This window comes from Scytonema sp. UIC 10036 (assembly GCF_009725235.1).
This window is the reverse complement of sequence record NZ_WJFC01000140.1, coordinates 18,263-33,647: the sequence shown is the minus strand read 5'-3', so window position 1 is coordinate 33,647 and position 15,385 is coordinate 18,263. Positions and strand designations below refer to the sequence as shown.

Sequence of the window (15,385 nt, the reverse complement as noted above, 5' to 3'; positions counted from 1 at the left end):
TTTGATTTTTGATTTTTGATTTTTGATTTTGGATTTTGGATTTTGGATTTTGGATTTTGGATTTTGGATTTTGGATTTTGGATTTTGGATTTTGGATCTGAGTCCCAAAATCGCCACTACAATCTAAAGAGTAATTTTTGATTTTAGATTGTTTTAAATTTGAATCCAAAATCGTAAATCTACAATCTAAAATTTTTATGCCCACCAGGGGTCTTCACCGGTGCGGAAGTCTGTTTCAGTCCAAGGAGTTAGAACAATGTTGTCATCTTCCACTTTTGCATGACTTAGCGCTAATGATAGTGGGGCGGGACCGCGCACTACCTTACCAGTAGCATCATACTGGGAACCGTGACAGGGACACTTAAACTTGTTCTCTGCTGTATTCCAAGGCACAACACAACCCAAGTGAGTACACACGGCGTTAATACCGTAATCGCTAATCGCCTCTTTGCTGTCTACCACAATATAGGTAGGATCTCCTTTTAGTCCCTGAACCAGAACGCGATCGCCTACATTATGGCTGTCTAAAAACTTGTTCACGCTGACATTGTTCCCCAGCTCGTCTTTTGCGGTTGTTCCACCACCCGCACCGCCAGTTGCTGGGGGAATAAAATACTTGACAACGGGATACAAGACTCCCAAAGCGACTCCGGTTACAGTTCCAAAAGTCAAAAGATTCATGAATTGACGACGCCCCATATCGGGAACGTCCACTGATTCAGAAAATTGAGCCATAACCTACGCGTTCTTCGTGTATGTTGTTAACAAATGTGACATTTTTACTCAAAAGGTAACCCTATCGAGTAAAGATTTAATGCTCATAATGACGCTGAAACTTGCTTCACTAAAGATGTTTTCAGCATCTTTCTTAGTAGCATTACATTTCTTTATAGTCCTATCATACTGGAGTAATGGAACTTAACATCATAACTAAATGTAAAAATATTTGAGAAGAACTATGACAGGACAGGAATTACGTCAACTGCTGCTTGAGAAGTGGGGACATTCATATGATGTCCAGTTACGTCGGACACAAGGTAAAATATTTCTCCAAATCATGTGGAAATACTTAGAGCAAGCTTCTTTTCCTTTGAGTGAAGCCGAGTACGAAGAGCATCTAGAGAGCGTTGCTAGCTATTTGGATAACCTAGGGGGAGCTATACAGGTACAAATGTTTATTCGCGAGACACGAGAGCGCCCCCGACTTGGCAAAGCTGTTAGCATTCCTTTAGACTTGGGTGAGCGTGCTACAGAATGGCTCGTGTAATTCTGCAACCAAATATATATCTCAGGTCTCCACCCACAGTGACATATTATACATTTTCGTTTATGAGATTTTTTTCCCTAGAGGTACATTTCGGTCAGGTTGTACCAGTACCACTTCACCATTTTCTGTGATTACCCCTAAAACCAGAACCTCAGACATAAAATCAGCAACTTGTCGGGGAGGAAAGTTGGTCACTGATAACACCAACTTATCTATTAAATCTTCTTTCTGATAAATTTTGGTGATTTGAGCACTCGATTTTTTTATGCCCAGATCGCCAAAATCGATCCAAAGTTTGTAAGCTGGTTTTCGTGCTTTGGGAAAATCTTCTACTATGACAATTTTGCCAACACGAATGTCTACTTTCTCAAAGTCCTCGTATGTAATTTCGGTCATTTCCCAGTCAGCTTAACTAGACCTATACCACCAAAGTAAAGCCCCAAAACTGCTCCTGCTAGAAGACTTTGAGTTAAAGGGTCTGTGGAAGGTGTCAGAACAGCTCCTAAAACCACTGCTCCTAAAATAACGTAACGCCAACCGGAAAGCATTCGTTGAGAAGAAACAATTCCCAAATTCCCAAGCAATAATTGAATGACAGGAATTTGAAATGCCAATCCAGTGCTGAATAACAGCAACAAGACAAATTCAAAATATTTATCAATAGACCAGAGTTGTTCTACAACATCTGCACCATAACTGATAAAGAATTTTAAAGCAGCTGGTATGAGTAATAAATAAGCAAATACTAACCCCGCTCCAAACAGAACACTTGAACCCAGAACCACAGGTGCTAGCAACCGTCGTTCCCGACGAGTCAGCCCTGGAAGAACAAACTGGATAATTTGGTAGAGCACAAAGGGGCTAGCAAGTAGTATCCCTGTATAACCTGCGACTTTGACAGACACGAAAAAATATTCTCCTGGCGCAAGTTGGAGAAATTTTACTCCCTGTGCTGGGACTTCTAGTAACCGGACAATGGGTTTAACTGCAACAAAGCAACCAACAGCACTGACGGCTACAAATGCTAGAGAGTAAAAAATGCGCTGTCGCAACTCCTCCAAGTGGTCAAACAGAGACATCTCGACCTCACCGGGTAACTCATCAAGAGGATCGAGATCGGAATTGCCATCGTCTTCTTGGAGGTTAACACTAGGGGAAGTTGAAGCAGTTCCCTGGTCTGAGTCCCAGGGTTCGTCGAACTGCTCTTGGGTTTCTACGTCTTGAGAAGGCGTCATGAATCCGAAAAATGGCATTACCTACTAACTATTGTATCTGGGAAAGGCGCTATCTGTTGTTGTTTTGATACTTTTGCTGTCTTTTTCCGGTTACTTGGGAATTTTGCTTGAATCCTTAATAGGGGGAATTGTGTGCATAACTGTAGCACCTTTAAAAGGTGGAACTCACTTTTGAGAATAAAGTCAACAACCCTAAGAGGATGTTTGAAAAGTCATGATTGATTACCCCACCTTAACCCTCCCCGATGGATTGGGGAGGGAACTAGATTTCTCTTATTTCCCCCCTTTATAAGGGGGGATTAAGGGGGGTAATAATGCGATAAAAATCACAGCCAACCACTTTTCAAAAATCCTCTAAGAAGTATTGACTTAATTCATGAAAAAGGGACACAAACAGCTTTAACTAAACTTTTATAAAAAATTGCATCTGCTTTAACTTAATTAACCATTTCTAAAGGAGGCTTGTATGAGTAAAACAATTTGTGTGGGATTGATTTCATTTTCTGTTTTTCTGGGCAATATAGGTCAAAGTTCTGCCAGTAATAATACTGAAAAGCAAACTTTCAAATATCAAGGTTTTGCCCGAACGGCTTCCATAATGAGTAGCATCAACTCTTACCACGAGCTAAATTTCTTATTCTCTGCTAGAGATGAGCGTAGAGCCGATTGTCTTCGTGCTGGTAACTGTAAACGTTAATATGTCATTTGTTATTGGTCAAGTGTCATTGGTCATTTGTTCAACTGTTTTTTCTCGGCATATTTCCTCACACGGGAGATTATAAGGCTATGGAAACACGCTTTATTCGGAGTTTTTCATAAAAATAATTATCAATCTCTTAAAAACTATAACCTTGGTTAGTTTTCAGTTGCTCCATAGCTTTCTAAAAGTTGAATTATCTCTCGTATCTCTGTACCATCAAAAAATCCTTGCTTGAATAGTTCTCTTGCGATCGCAAGAGCCGTGTATCCGTTTATATCCTTAACATTACAGTCAGCGCCAAGTTCGAGCAATTGCCGAACAGCTTTTACATTTAATTTAAAGATTGCTAACATCAAAACGGTCTCGCCCCTACTTGAACTACCATTAATATCAGAGCCAGCGTTAAGTAACGCTTGAAAAATACCTAGAGTTTCCTCGCGATCCAATTGCAGAAACTCCTTGAATAAATTTATGAGTTGGTACCTCTTGAAAAACTTCTTCAATGGTGGCTAAAACAACAGCAACATCTTTGGGCGGTACAAACATATTGCCTAGATATCCTGGAAGTCTACTTGCTCGTTTCCAACCTAAACCACCCCACAACATTTCGGGCGCACCCACACGATTAGTTATAACTAGCTCTAATAAGGCTTGACTCATTGCTAAAGAAATAATTGGAGCTTCACCTATAAAAAGATTATCAAAGATTTCTACAAATGCACGTGGAAAGAAAAGATGGTAAGCATTATATATATCATCCCAATCAAAGGCATCTGGTGTTTGCTGTTTGTTAACAAAAGCCTTGGGAAAATAATGGTTGAAGATCTCTTTATCTTGGGCATAGAATTTGCTCTCATATTCAGCCCTCTTTTGGAGAAAATTTTGTAACTGACTAGAGATATGCGATCGCTCAACGGCTTTTTCAAATACTTTTTTGACATTGAGAACATCTGTTGGCTGTACTCTCAACAAGCACCAAACTGGGTCTGCACTCATAATTTGGTTACTTTTGCTACAGAATTAATTTTTTTGCTGAAGTTTTAATCGTCTCACTATTATAGCGCTCGATATATCTACGGGAATATCCGGAAGACCTTAGAGGAACTCTGTATCTTAAAGTGAAATTGCAGCAACAGTTAAGTACAAATTATCACAAGCTAGTGGTGTCAGAACCCCGACTTCTTAAGGGATACAGCTGGTCAATGGGGGGTAACACCCCTCATCCTGTACTCTCTCGTTCTCTCGAGCCGGTGGTTCTACCTGGGAATGCAGTATGCGAGGCTCTGCCTTGTGAGTCGATCTGATACAGGAGGCGGAGCCTCCCCTAAGGCATTCCCAGGCGGAGCCTGGGAACGAGGTGGGGGATCTCAAAGCTATGAAATTACTCATAATTCAATAAACGAATTCGATAAATTATGCTTCTAGATTTAGAAAGATTTTACCAAGCCTCCAATCCGAGCCGACCTCTCATAATGGGAAATGCGAGCGATCGCCGATACTATATTGATTTTACTTCTGTGCGAGGTGGCAAGATTATAGAAGCACTGCAACGTACAATTACGAGAATATCTCCGGATACACCAACCTGTCAGCTATTTACAGGGCATATTGGTTGTGGAAAATCAACGGAGTTGCTGCGGCTAAAAACCGAGTTAGAGCAAGAAAAATTTCATGTTGTATATTTTGAGTCCACCCATGTCTTGGAAATGGTAGATATGGATGTGACGGATATTTTCTTAGCAATTGTCGGTCAGGTCAGTGAAAGCCTTGAAGCGATGAATCTCCACATAAAACCGGGATATTTTGCTAAGTTGTTTGCGGATATTGTAGATTTTCTGCAAACCCCTATCGATCTGGAGGTACAAGGAGAGTTATCTGTAGGTATTGCCAAAATTACAGCCAAGACAAAAGAAAGCCCCAAGTTACGGCGTCGCTTGAGAGACTACTTAGAACCGAGAACGGAAAATATTTTACAATCAATTAATGAGGAATTGCTTGAGCGTGCAAAGAAAGAACTCAAAGATCGGGGTAAAAAAGGGCTGGTTGTCATTGTCGATAACCTGGATCGGGTAGCCCTAAGACCTTTACCATCCGGACGGTCTTTACCGGAGTACTTATTTATTGACCGAGGCGAACAGTTACGCAAACTCAATTGTCATTTAGTATACACTATTCCTCTTGCCTTAACGTTCTCTAACGATAGTGCCGAACTACAGCATCGCTTGGGGGGCGGTGTGGCTCCCAAAGTCTTGCCTATGATACCTGTACGGATGCGTTCTGGAGAAATTAATGCTCAAGGACTGGATTTGATGAGACAGATGGTACTAGCTAGAGCTTTTCCAGACATTCATCCTTCAGATAGGTTAAATTTGATCGCAGAAGTGTTTGATTCTTTGGAAACTTTAGATAGGCTGTGTCTAATTAGTGGTGGTCACGTGCGGGATTTACTGGGACTGCTGTATGATTGTTTGAGAGAACAAGATCCACCCTTTGAACGGGAATGCTTGGAACTGGTGATTCAAAGACATCGCGATTTCCGCGCCAACCCAATTGACTCCGAAGAGTGGGAATTAATCTTTCAAGTCGTGCAACAGCAAAGGGTAAGAGGTGATATAGAGTATCACACGTTGTTGCGAAGTCTTTTTGTTTTTGAATACCGCGACCATCAAGGAGTCTGGTTTGCTCTTAACCCAGTTTTAGCAGAAACGCCAAAATTTCGCTCGTGGCTGAAGGATACCCACTAATGGATTTCATTGCGGCTAATGAACGTTCCTTAATGAATTTAAGGCGAGCTATTGTTCTCTCTCAAGGTCAATTCTCGCTGGTTTTGACTTGCTGTAACTATGAAGCTTTGCAAGAGCGAATGCTGCAAAGACTTTTAGAAATTTCTTCGGAAGCATACCAGATTGAAAAGCTAGTGGTTCCGCCTAACACAACCACTCTTTATACAAAACTCCACTTACAAGTTGCTCGCGAGCAATCGTTGGTATTGATGGTTTTGGGTTTAGAGTCAGTATACGCACTGGATGATCTGCTGACTACCATCAATCACGTGCGGGATGAGTTCCGCAAACGGCATCATTTTCCTATGGTTTTTTGGGTGAATGACAAGGTACTGCAAAAAATAGTGCGCTTGGCTCCAGATTTTGCGAGTTGGGCTGCTACTCCTATTAGATTTGAACTGACAACTGAGGAGTTGCTTGAATTTCTACAACAAAAAACTGATTCTCTCTTTGCGGAAATTCTCAATACCAATGCTACACAACAAGCAGAACCCCAAGTGACTTATGGTAATAGGACTTTGGGTTTGGTTTCTGAGTATAGCAGTGATGAATTCCTGTGTGCTGTTAAAGATTTGCAAAATCGGGGTATTAAGTTAGATCCGGAATTGAACGCCAGTCTGGAATTTGTTTTTGGTTTGGATGATTATGTTAGCGATCGCATAGATTTGGCGTTGGAACATTTTCAGCAAAGCTTGCAATTTTGGCACGAGCATGTAAGGGGAGACAAGGGAGACAAGGGAGAGGGGGGAGACAAGGGAGAAAATTCTACCTTGTCCTCCTTGTCCCCCATGTCCCCCATGTCCCCCATGTCTTCCATGTCCCCCTATCTTTTCCGTTACGGAATCGTTCTATTCCATATTGGATCGTGTTATTTCCGTTTGGCTGAACGGCATCATTCAGAAAACCCTCTCCCATGGCTAGAAGCTAAATCTTATTTCCAGCAATGCCTTGATGTTTTTGAAGTGGTTGGACGTGAAGAGATCGTGGCTCAATGTCTTGCTCAACTGAGTGAAGTGTTGGAAATTTTGCATGATTGGGAGGAGTTACAAAAAGTTGCCACAAAATCTTTAGATTTACACAGAATCTATGGAACTCAAATTCAATTAGCTTGTGACTATAGTTTTTTGGCTGAGGTCGCTATGGAGCAGTTACAGTGGGAAAAGGCAACTCAGCTTGCACAAGCATCCTTGTCTTGCTTGGCAAAAGCAAGAAAAGATTGCGATCGCCACCTAAGTTTGTTTCCACTGCTTTTAAAGCAAATATCTCAATTAGTGTTAGCTCAAGCACTCTTGCATTTGGGGGAGAAAAAAAAGGCTCAAAAACGCTTAAAAACGGCAAACCGCCAGTTGGAAACTGCTTTAGAAAGCAGCGACCATCGGTACGATGCTCATCGTTATATTCGCCTTTTGCGGAAGATGCGATCGCTCTACTTTGAGTCTGGTCAGTATTTAGAAGCCTTCTGTATCAGGCAAAAACGGCGTTCGGTCGAGCAGCAGTATGGTTTGCGTGCTTTTATTGGCGCAGGTCGCCTGCAACCCCTGAGACCTGCGACAAAACCTACCTTGGATTTACGTACAGCAAGTACTAGCATTGCTTTGGAAATTGATGCTTCCGGTCGCAAGCGAGATATTGATAGCTTAATTGGTAGAATTAGCCGTCCGGATCGAAAACTGACAATTATTCACGGTCAATCTGGTGTGGGTAAAAGTTCTACTGTAACTGCGGGGCTAGTTCCTGCACTGCAAAACAGAGCTATTGGCGACCAGATTGCTGTCCCTGTTGTATTGCGAATTTACACTCATTGGGTTCGGGAATTAGGAAAATCTTTAACAGAGGCGCAACTTCAAATTCAACGTGGAGCAAGTGCTGTTTTATTGGAGCCTGTGACGCTTAGCTCGGAAAATTCTATTTTGGAACAATTACAAAAAAATGCTAAGAATCATTTGATTACCGTCTTAATTTTTGACCAGTTTGAAGAGTTTTTCTTTAGCTGTCCCGAACATAACAATCTGCAACATTTTGATAAATTTATTTGCGATTGCCTCAATATACCATTTGTAAAAATCATATTTTCTCTCCGAGAAGATTATTTACATCGGTTGTTAGAATTTAAGCATTTGGCTAAACAAGACCAGATTAACAATAATATTTTAGACAAAAATATCCGCTATCAGTTAAAAAACTTTGCCCAAGAGGATGCTAAAAATTTTATCTTAAAGTTAACAGAGCGATCGCATTTTTATTTAGAGCCTGCTTTGATTGATGCTGTCGTACAAGATTTATCAACAGAATTAGGAGAAGTGCGTCCAATTGAGTTGCAAGTTGTGGGATCGCAACTGCAAGATGAGAGGATAACAACGCTGAGAGAATACCAGCAATTTACATCGGGGAAACTCATCGAGCGATATATACAAGAACTCATCAAAGAATGCGGCCCAGAAAATGAAAGAGCAGCTTTACTGGTGTTGTACTTGTTAACAGACGAAAACAAAAAGCGTCCTTACAAAACTTATGGTGAATTAGCTTCCCAGCTAGCCGAATTAGAACATCAAGAAAAATTGGAGTTAGTTTTAGAAATTTTAGTGCGTTCTGGATTGGTTGTGCTCTTTCCCGACCAACCCGAACGCCGCTATCAATTAATTCATGATTATTTAGTAGATTTAATTCGTTATCTGCAACAAGCAGAATTGAACTTACAAACACAACTGCAAGAGTTACGCAGCCAAGTACAGCAAAGGGAAACAGAGATTTACCAGCTAAAAAGCCAACTTAAGAAAAAACAGCAGCAATTTCAACAGGTCAGTAGCAAACCGGAAAAAGGTTTGGATTTACTGACAGAATTAAAAGAGCTACGCAAACGAGAAACACAAAGTCAGATTGAAATTGAGCAACTGAATGCAGAACTGCAACAGCAAAAGTTACAAGCAGAACTGGCAAAAAGCAATCGTTCTTTGACAATAGCACTGGCTGGTTCAGTCATACTTATAGTAGCGTTCACAACCTCTTTTATTTCAGCCTTTCAATGGAGACAAGCGCTCGTTAATGAAATTAGAGCTATTAGTGCAACGAGTGAAGTACTCCTAACCGCAGGAAGAGATATAGATGCCTTGAAAGAAGGGTTAAAAGCAGGCAGAAAACAGCAAAATGCCATGTTTCCAGATGCAGATACTCGATCGCAGGTAATGGGAACGCTTTATCAACTGGTTTTTTCTGGGGGTGAAAGAGCAAGCCGACGCTTACAGGGGCATAGTTTGGGTGTCAATAGCGTTAATTTTAGCCCCGATGGTAAGATAATAGCCTCCGCAGGTGCAGATAGTAACATGATACTCTGGCATACCAACTCTCAAGAGTATCAAGTCGTACCCATACACGCTGACGTTGTGAATAACGTGAGTTTTAGCCATGATGGTAAAACTGTAGCTTCTGCCAGTCAGGACACAACTGTAAAACTTTGGAATCCAAACACCAAACAGGTAAAAATCTTAGCAGGGCATCAAGGAGTCGTTAATAGTGTCAGTTTTACTCCCGATGATAAAATGATTGCCTCAGCTAGTAGCGATCGCACCATCAAACTTTGGCATCGGGATGGTAAACTTCAAAAGACTCTGTTAGGTCATAAAGATGCTGTTTTAAGTGTAGCTTGGTCGCCTAATGGTCAAACCCTTGCTTCAGCCAGTACGGATAAAACGATAAACCTTTGGAGTCGAAACGGCAATCTGTTGAAAACCATACCAGCCCATAACGATGCTGTGAGGAGTGTCGCTTGGTCACCAGATGGAAGGGTGTTTGCTTCAGCTAGTTTGGACAAAAGTGTTAAACTTTGGAGTTGGGAAGGTAAATCGATAAGAACCTTCACTGGGCATAACGATAAAGTTACAAGCGTAACTTTTACCCCTGATGGTCAGATTCTAGCATCAGCAAGTACCAACAAGACAATCAATTTTTGGAGTCGCGATCGCGGAATTCTATTACGAACTTTTAAGGGTCATGGCGACTGGGTTAATAGTGTCAATTTCAGCCCTGATGGCAAAACCCTAGCTTCTGGAAGTCGGGACACAACAGTTAAACTTTGGAAATTGCAGGATTTGCTGAAGTCCAAGTTTGAACATCATACTGGGGACGTGACTAGTATCAGTTTCTCGCCTCAGGGTGATTTAATTGCTTCTGCTGGTCTTGACAAAACAGTAAGAATCTGGAATTCACAAGCGAAACTACTTCATATCTTGAAGGATCATAAGGATAGTGTTTGGGGTGTCAGTTTTAGCCCAAAAGGGGATATGCTTGCCTCAGCGAGTACGGATACAACAGTTAAGCTGTGGAAACGTGACGGTACGCTTATCAATACGTTATCAGGACATAAAGATACGGTTTTAAGCGTGTCTTGGAGTCCTCAAAATATTATTGCCTCAGGCAGTAAGGATAAAACTGTAAAATTGTGGAGTCAGAACGGTAGTAAACTGTCAAACACTTTGTCGGGACACGAAGGTGTTGTTAATTGGGTGAGTTTCAGTCCCAATGGAGAGTTACTAGCATCAGCTAGTGATGATAAAACAGTGAAGCTTTGGAGCAGTGATGGTAAGTTGCTCAAAACTTTGTCGGGACATCGAGATGCAGTTTATAGTGTAGCCTGGTCTCCCGATGGCAGTAAAATTGCGTCGGCTAGCGAAGACAACACGGTGAAGCTTTGGAGCAGTAATGGTAAGTTGCTCAAAACTTTATGGGGACACAGAGATGCAGTGACTGGAGTCAGTTTTAGTCGTGATGGGGAATTACTTGCCTCAGTGAGTGAAGATAAAACAGTGAAGCTTTGGAATCGTGAAGGGGTATTACAAATAAGTTTAAAGGAAAAGGATTACCTCACCAGCATTAGTTTAAGTTCTCGCAATAAAGCGATCGCTTTTGGTAGTGCCAGTGGTACAGTGTTTTTACGTAATTTAGAAGACATAACATTGCAAAATTTGCTACTTATGGGTTGTGATTTGCTCAAGGATTCTTCCCAAATGACAAACGACGAGCGCAAGTTTTGCCCTGATTAAAGAAGGCAGAGGGCACACGGCACACGGCAGAGGAGGCACATCTCGTTCCCAGGCTCAGCCTGGGAATGCAGTCACCGAGGCTCCGCCTCGACTTATCCAATACTGGAGGCGGAGCCTCCCTCAAGTCATTCCCAGGCTGAGCCTGGGAACGAGGAGGGGGTTGCTTAAAACGAGGGGGGGGTTGCTTAACGTGCTGATAGCTGAGCATGCTCTGATGAATATTTTGCAACTAACTGGGACATTTCAGGGTTGTAAAGCCGTAGATAATTCCAGTAGTTACCAAATACCTGACGCACATAATTTTTGGTTTCATCAAAGGGAATTGCTTCTACAAACTCATCTGGATCTTGTTTTGGTAGAGTTTGCAGCCACTTAGAAACGTTACCCGGACCTGCATTGTAACTGGCGATCGCGAGCATAGAATTATCTTTATACTGCTCGTGGGTATGGTCTAAATACCAAGTCCCCAACATAATATTGTCATTGGGGTTTTCCAATTTAATTTTTTTGCTATCTGCTTTAATTTGTGGAGCAATCCACTTAGCTGTGTCTGGCATGACCTGCATTAAACCAGTAGCACCAGCTACAGAACGGGCTTTTGCCTCAAATCGAGATTCTTGACGCATTAAGGCAGTAACTAGTACGGGATTTATCTCATTCTTTGCCGACCACTGTTCAATTTCCTTTAAATATGGTAATGGATAACGGGCTTGCCAGTAACTAACTTGCTTGCTGAGATCCTGATATTCAGCTTTTTCTTGTGGTTTTTCCCTGTCTTCCAGTCTAGAAATTTTGTCAATACCGATTAAATATTCGCCTTTTGCCAACCGCATCAAACCTTCAGTGTATTGCTCTGCTACTGTTGGCTGCATTTTATTGACAAATTCAGTTTGCCACTGCAACCAAGCATCGCGATCTTGACCGAGTAAATACAATTCCTTAAAAGTTTCCGAACCTGCAGTTGGTACAGTCCGTTGATAGGGGACAACTTTCGGGTCGAGATTGCGTATGTTATTGAAACTACCAACATTCAGACCCAAAACTGCAGCTGATCGCCATGCATAGTAAGAGTAAGGAAAGCGGTTAATAACATACTCATAAGCTTTTTTCGCCTCCTGACCTTTTCCTATTTTTGTTGCCCATTTCCCAACCCAAAAACCAGCTCTGGGAGCCAAAATACTGTTAGGGTTATTAATAGGTATTGGTCCTGCCCACTGCCAAGCACCATTAAAATCTTTGGCTTTGGCTTTTTCTTGGGCGACTTTCCAACGGTACTCTGCTGCTTCTTCAGTGTTGCCAAATTTGGTAATCAGCAACTGTAATGCTTGATTGGCTGCCTTTGGATCTTGAGCCTGTAGAATCTTGGCTTTTTCCATCAGTGCTTCACCTGCTTTCTCAGGAAATTTACTGATGACTTTGTCAAGATAAGGTATCCCATCCTTACGGACTTGTGCCATTTCTGCCAGACGCAGTAAGCTATTCCCAGTTTCTTCAGCATCAGGGAATGCTTTAACAAGTTGTTGATAGGCAGCAATTGCTTCTGAACGTTTTCCACCTACCTGATATCCCCGTGCCACACGGTAGAGATTGCGAGGTGTCCGAGAGGCTTTAGTATAAGCTTCTGCAGCTTTGAAAAATTCGCTATTTTCCCAGTATGCCGTGCCCACGATTTCCCATTCTTCAGGTTTAAGGGTAGAGTCATTTGCCAACTGGTCTAGTACGGGCAAGATTCCTGGTTGGTCATAGGCGTGTTTTGCCAAAGCCAGCTGCAATTGGGGCTGAAGTGGATTTTCTTGCAACTGCTGGCGAATAATCTCCCAACTTAGAGGATTTGAGGGAAATTGCTCGATGGCTTGAGCTTGATATTCAGGTGTTGCTATCAGGTATAGAGCTTTAACAGCAGCAGGTTCTTTAGAATATTTTTTCACCACCTTTTGCCGCAAATCCGAGGCTTTGCCTTCCTCCCCAAGAATATCCTGTGCTTGTGCTTGTTTCAGCAAAACATAGGATGCTAGACGTGGATAATCGTTTTCTAGCCCTTCTAGTAACTGTAGCGCTGCTTTGGCTTGCTTCTTTTCAATCAAATCGCTAGCCAAAAGATAACGAGCGCGATTTCGGTCTTGCAAGTCCTGCCCCTTTGCAAGAGCCTCCAGTTTTGCACTGCGTTCATGTGGGGACTGTGACACCAGTGGAAGCACGGCGGAGTTAGCCGTGCTAACTTCTGAAAGCTGCTCAGTTGAATTTTTAGTAAACCGCAGCCAAGACCCAAAGGATTTACTAAACTGAGGCGCGGACACCATTGCACCTGCTAGGAAGGCACACAATCCAGCACCCGCAATGAGAGGGATATATTTTTTCTTTTGTCGCTGCTTCAGCATTGATACCCGCTGAAAATTTCACATGAATTTCTAGCAACTCTAGCATCACTTGCGGACAATGTCGCTACTTTTAACTTTTGTATTCCTAATTTGGGGAGCGTTATGGCTTTTCTCTTTTCTGGATGGGAATTCCAGCCATTTAAGTTAAAAATTTGGCATTTTTATTTTTCTCTTTGCTTGTACAGTATAGGTTTGGCTATATTCTGTGAAAGCAAAAGTTGTAAGCGCATTTGCTACAAACTCTCACACACATACCCCTTTCTTCCTTATATAAGGCAGAAAATCCTTCTTTAGGGGGAAGAAAAAGGAGGTTGCCATTTGACTCAAAGGTGAGTTTTCTTGTCTGTTACATTACGCCAGATTCTAATCTTGTTGCCATTGAGATTTAAAGATGGTATATTCTAAACTTCTACAGAGCGATGATGTCGGTATCAAGTTGACGTATCTACTGGTGAACGTCGTTTAGCCTTATTGATAGTTACTCCCTTTCCGCTACAAGATTACCGATTTTCTTCTCCTCTTCCTTCGTGCTCTTTGCGTCTTTGCGGTTCATTCAAATAAGTAATTTTCAAGTGGGACAGGACTTGTACTGGATATGTAATATATAACGAAGTATGTAACTAGCTCATACTACGTTGATTACATCAAATAGTGGAAATTATAAAGTACGTATAAATGCGCGAACCCACAGGCGGAAGTGTCACGACGGAGTGACTATGAGTTATAGATAACTTATGGCATGGGGAATGAAGGTGAGTGCGATAAGCCGGGGGAGGCTTGCGCCGAAGCGATCGCGTAACTGGGGACGCGTGGGAATTGGTAGTATATTGTAGTATATAAGAGATCGATCGTCTCATTACGCACAGTAGGCTTTTTCGTTGAGAGGACATAGATATGCGTGAACTGAAATATTACATTGCTTGTACGGATGAAGCATTGAACCTGAGTTTGAGCAGGTGGCAATGATGGGTCTGAAATCTTTTTCTGCCCCCTTTGCTACTACACTTCACAAGAAAATATTACTTGGTTTCAGGTCGCGGTGAACCAAACCCCTACCTTTACCAAATCCACCATTACCCAATTTGACATTAGGAATTTCTGCGTTGTGGGCATATTCTAAACCATTTAAAACTTGGAAAATAATTGGTATGGCAATATCTACCAATAATCGTCCTCCCTGTCGCCGCATTAAATCCTCAACCGTACCACCCTCGCAATACTCCATTGTAAAAAAGAAAATGCTTTCGGAGTAACCATAATCAAGCAATTTCACAACATGAGGATGTCGCAATGCTTTAGTATTTTCTGTTTCCCGCAGAAACATTTGTATAGCCCAGTCATTTGCAGCAACAGCAGGTAGCATTACCTTCAGTGCGACAAAATTTTTTGTTTGATTATGCTGTGCTAAATAAACCTCTCCAAAACCACCCTTTCCTAATAGTTGGATAATGCTATAACTGCGAATCGTCCATCCGCTACAGGCTGCGGTTAATTATTTCTTCAGTGTACCTTACGAATGTAGGAATCGCTATAGCCCGATCCCATACTCAATTCTTGAACCAGTTATCGAAAACGCCCGTGTCACTTTTTAGGCGACTAAATCCCAGAACAGGTTATACAGCAACAGGCGGATTTTCTTCACCAAAATTAGCTACTTCTACAAAACGTGCAACAGCCAAACTTTGCCGATTACTTTTAATTCTTTCAATTTCATGCAAAGTTTCTGCTGTGAGATAACTCTCACCACAATGAGGACAACTAATGACAGGAATATTTTCAATGACTAGTAAGTCTTCACCTTTACCATAAGTCCTCGCAACTTTGCGAATCTGTACTTCTTGGTTTCCACAAAAATCGCATTTCATATAAATTTCCCCATCTTATACCTGATATACTGTGATGATAACTAACTTTCCTGTCAAACCAAGTTTGGCAACCACTTCCACTTCCATCCCATTTTCTGTTGAGCAGAATTAAACTGTGCGT

The 15,385-nt window shown here is 41.8% G+C and carries 13 protein-coding genes; 4 read left to right on the top strand and 9 right to left on the bottom strand.

Going from position 1 to position 15,385, the window contains the following annotated elements; all coding sequences use genetic code 11:
* Positions 1-205: hypothetical protein (locus F7734_RS62455; RefSeq protein ID WP_207714334.1), on the bottom strand; the 205-nt coding region annotated here is incomplete at its 3' end.
* Positions 196-735, bottom strand: coding sequence for a cytochrome b6-f complex iron-sulfur subunit (gene petC, locus F7734_RS42090; protein WP_155750339.1), 540 nt, complete (start codon positions 733-735; stop codon positions 196-198). The genes F7734_RS62455 and petC, both read right to left, overlap by 10 nt.
* Positions 736-958: 223 nt before the next feature.
* Here petC and F7734_RS42085 point away from each other — a divergent pair, with 223 nt between their 5' ends.
* Entirely contained in the window at positions 959-1,267 is a 309-nt protein-coding gene (locus F7734_RS42085; protein ID WP_038089740.1) for a DUF3067 family protein, read from the top strand.
* A gap of 60 nt (positions 1,268-1,327) precedes the next feature.
* On the opposite strand, the gene F7734_RS42080 is transcribed toward F7734_RS42085, so the two are convergent.
* The gene (locus F7734_RS42080) at positions 1,328-1,663 is read right to left on the bottom strand and encodes a tRNA-binding protein (RefSeq protein ID WP_155750338.1); all 336 of its coding nucleotides are present in this window, start codon (positions 1,661-1,663) and stop codon (positions 1,328-1,330) included.
* Entirely contained in the window at positions 1,660-2,502 is an 843-nt protein-coding gene (gene tatC, locus F7734_RS42075) for a twin-arginine translocase subunit TatC (RefSeq protein WP_155750337.1), read from the bottom strand. Before tatC ends, F7734_RS42080 begins: the two co-directional genes overlap by 4 nt.
* A gap of 466 nt (positions 2,503-2,968) precedes the next feature.
* Between tatC and F7734_RS42070 the strand changes: the two genes are divergently transcribed.
* Positions 2,969-3,199 (top strand): hypothetical protein, encoded by a 231-nt coding sequence (locus F7734_RS42070; protein ID WP_155750336.1) that lies wholly within the window; start codon positions 2,969-2,971, stop codon positions 3,197-3,199.
* Positions 3,200-3,357: 158 nt separating this feature from the next.
* Here F7734_RS42070 and F7734_RS42065 read toward each other — a convergent pair whose 3' ends face one another.
* Positions 3,358-3,648, bottom strand: a complete 291-nt coding sequence (locus F7734_RS42065) for an ankyrin repeat domain-containing protein (protein WP_166482486.1) — start codon at positions 3,646-3,648, stop codon at positions 3,358-3,360.
* Complete coding sequence (locus F7734_RS42060; protein WP_155750334.1) at positions 3,605-4,198, bottom strand: hypothetical protein; 594 nt, start codon at positions 4,196-4,198, stop codon at positions 3,605-3,607. Before F7734_RS42060 ends, F7734_RS42065 begins: the two co-directional genes overlap by 44 nt.
* Positions 4,199-4,617: 419 nt before the next feature.
* Between F7734_RS42060 and F7734_RS42055 the strand changes: the two genes are divergently transcribed.
* Complete coding sequence (locus tag F7734_RS42055) at positions 4,618-5,946, top strand: P-loop NTPase fold protein (RefSeq protein ID WP_155750333.1); 1,329 nt, start codon at positions 4,618-4,620, stop codon at positions 5,944-5,946.
* Entirely contained in the window at positions 5,925-11,021 is a 5,097-nt protein-coding gene (locus tag F7734_RS42050) for a WD40 repeat domain-containing protein (RefSeq protein ID WP_166482485.1), read from the top strand. The genes F7734_RS42055 and F7734_RS42050 overlap by 22 nt, the downstream gene beginning before the upstream one ends.
* A gap of 185 nt (positions 11,022-11,206) precedes the next feature.
* Here the strand turns inward: F7734_RS42050 and F7734_RS42045 are convergent, their stop codons facing one another.
* From F7734_RS42045 to F7734_RS42035, 3 genes are all read right to left on the bottom strand, one after another.
* Positions 11,207-13,399 (bottom strand): transglycosylase SLT domain-containing protein, encoded by a 2,193-nt coding sequence (locus F7734_RS42045; RefSeq protein ID WP_155750331.1) that lies wholly within the window; start codon positions 13,397-13,399, stop codon positions 11,207-11,209.
* 1,006 nt (positions 13,400-14,405) lie between these two features.
* The gene (locus F7734_RS42040; protein ID WP_347566371.1) at positions 14,406-14,846 is read right to left on the bottom strand and encodes a serine/threonine-protein kinase; all 441 of its coding nucleotides are present in this window, start codon (positions 14,844-14,846) and stop codon (positions 14,406-14,408) included.
* Between the two features lie 166 nt (positions 14,847-15,012).
* Positions 15,013-15,264: a type II toxin-antitoxin system MqsA family antitoxin gene (locus F7734_RS42035; RefSeq protein WP_155750330.1), complete on the bottom strand. Its 252-nt coding sequence runs from the start codon at positions 15,262-15,264 to the stop codon at positions 15,013-15,015.
* Between the last annotated feature and the right edge of the window lie 121 nt (positions 15,265-15,385).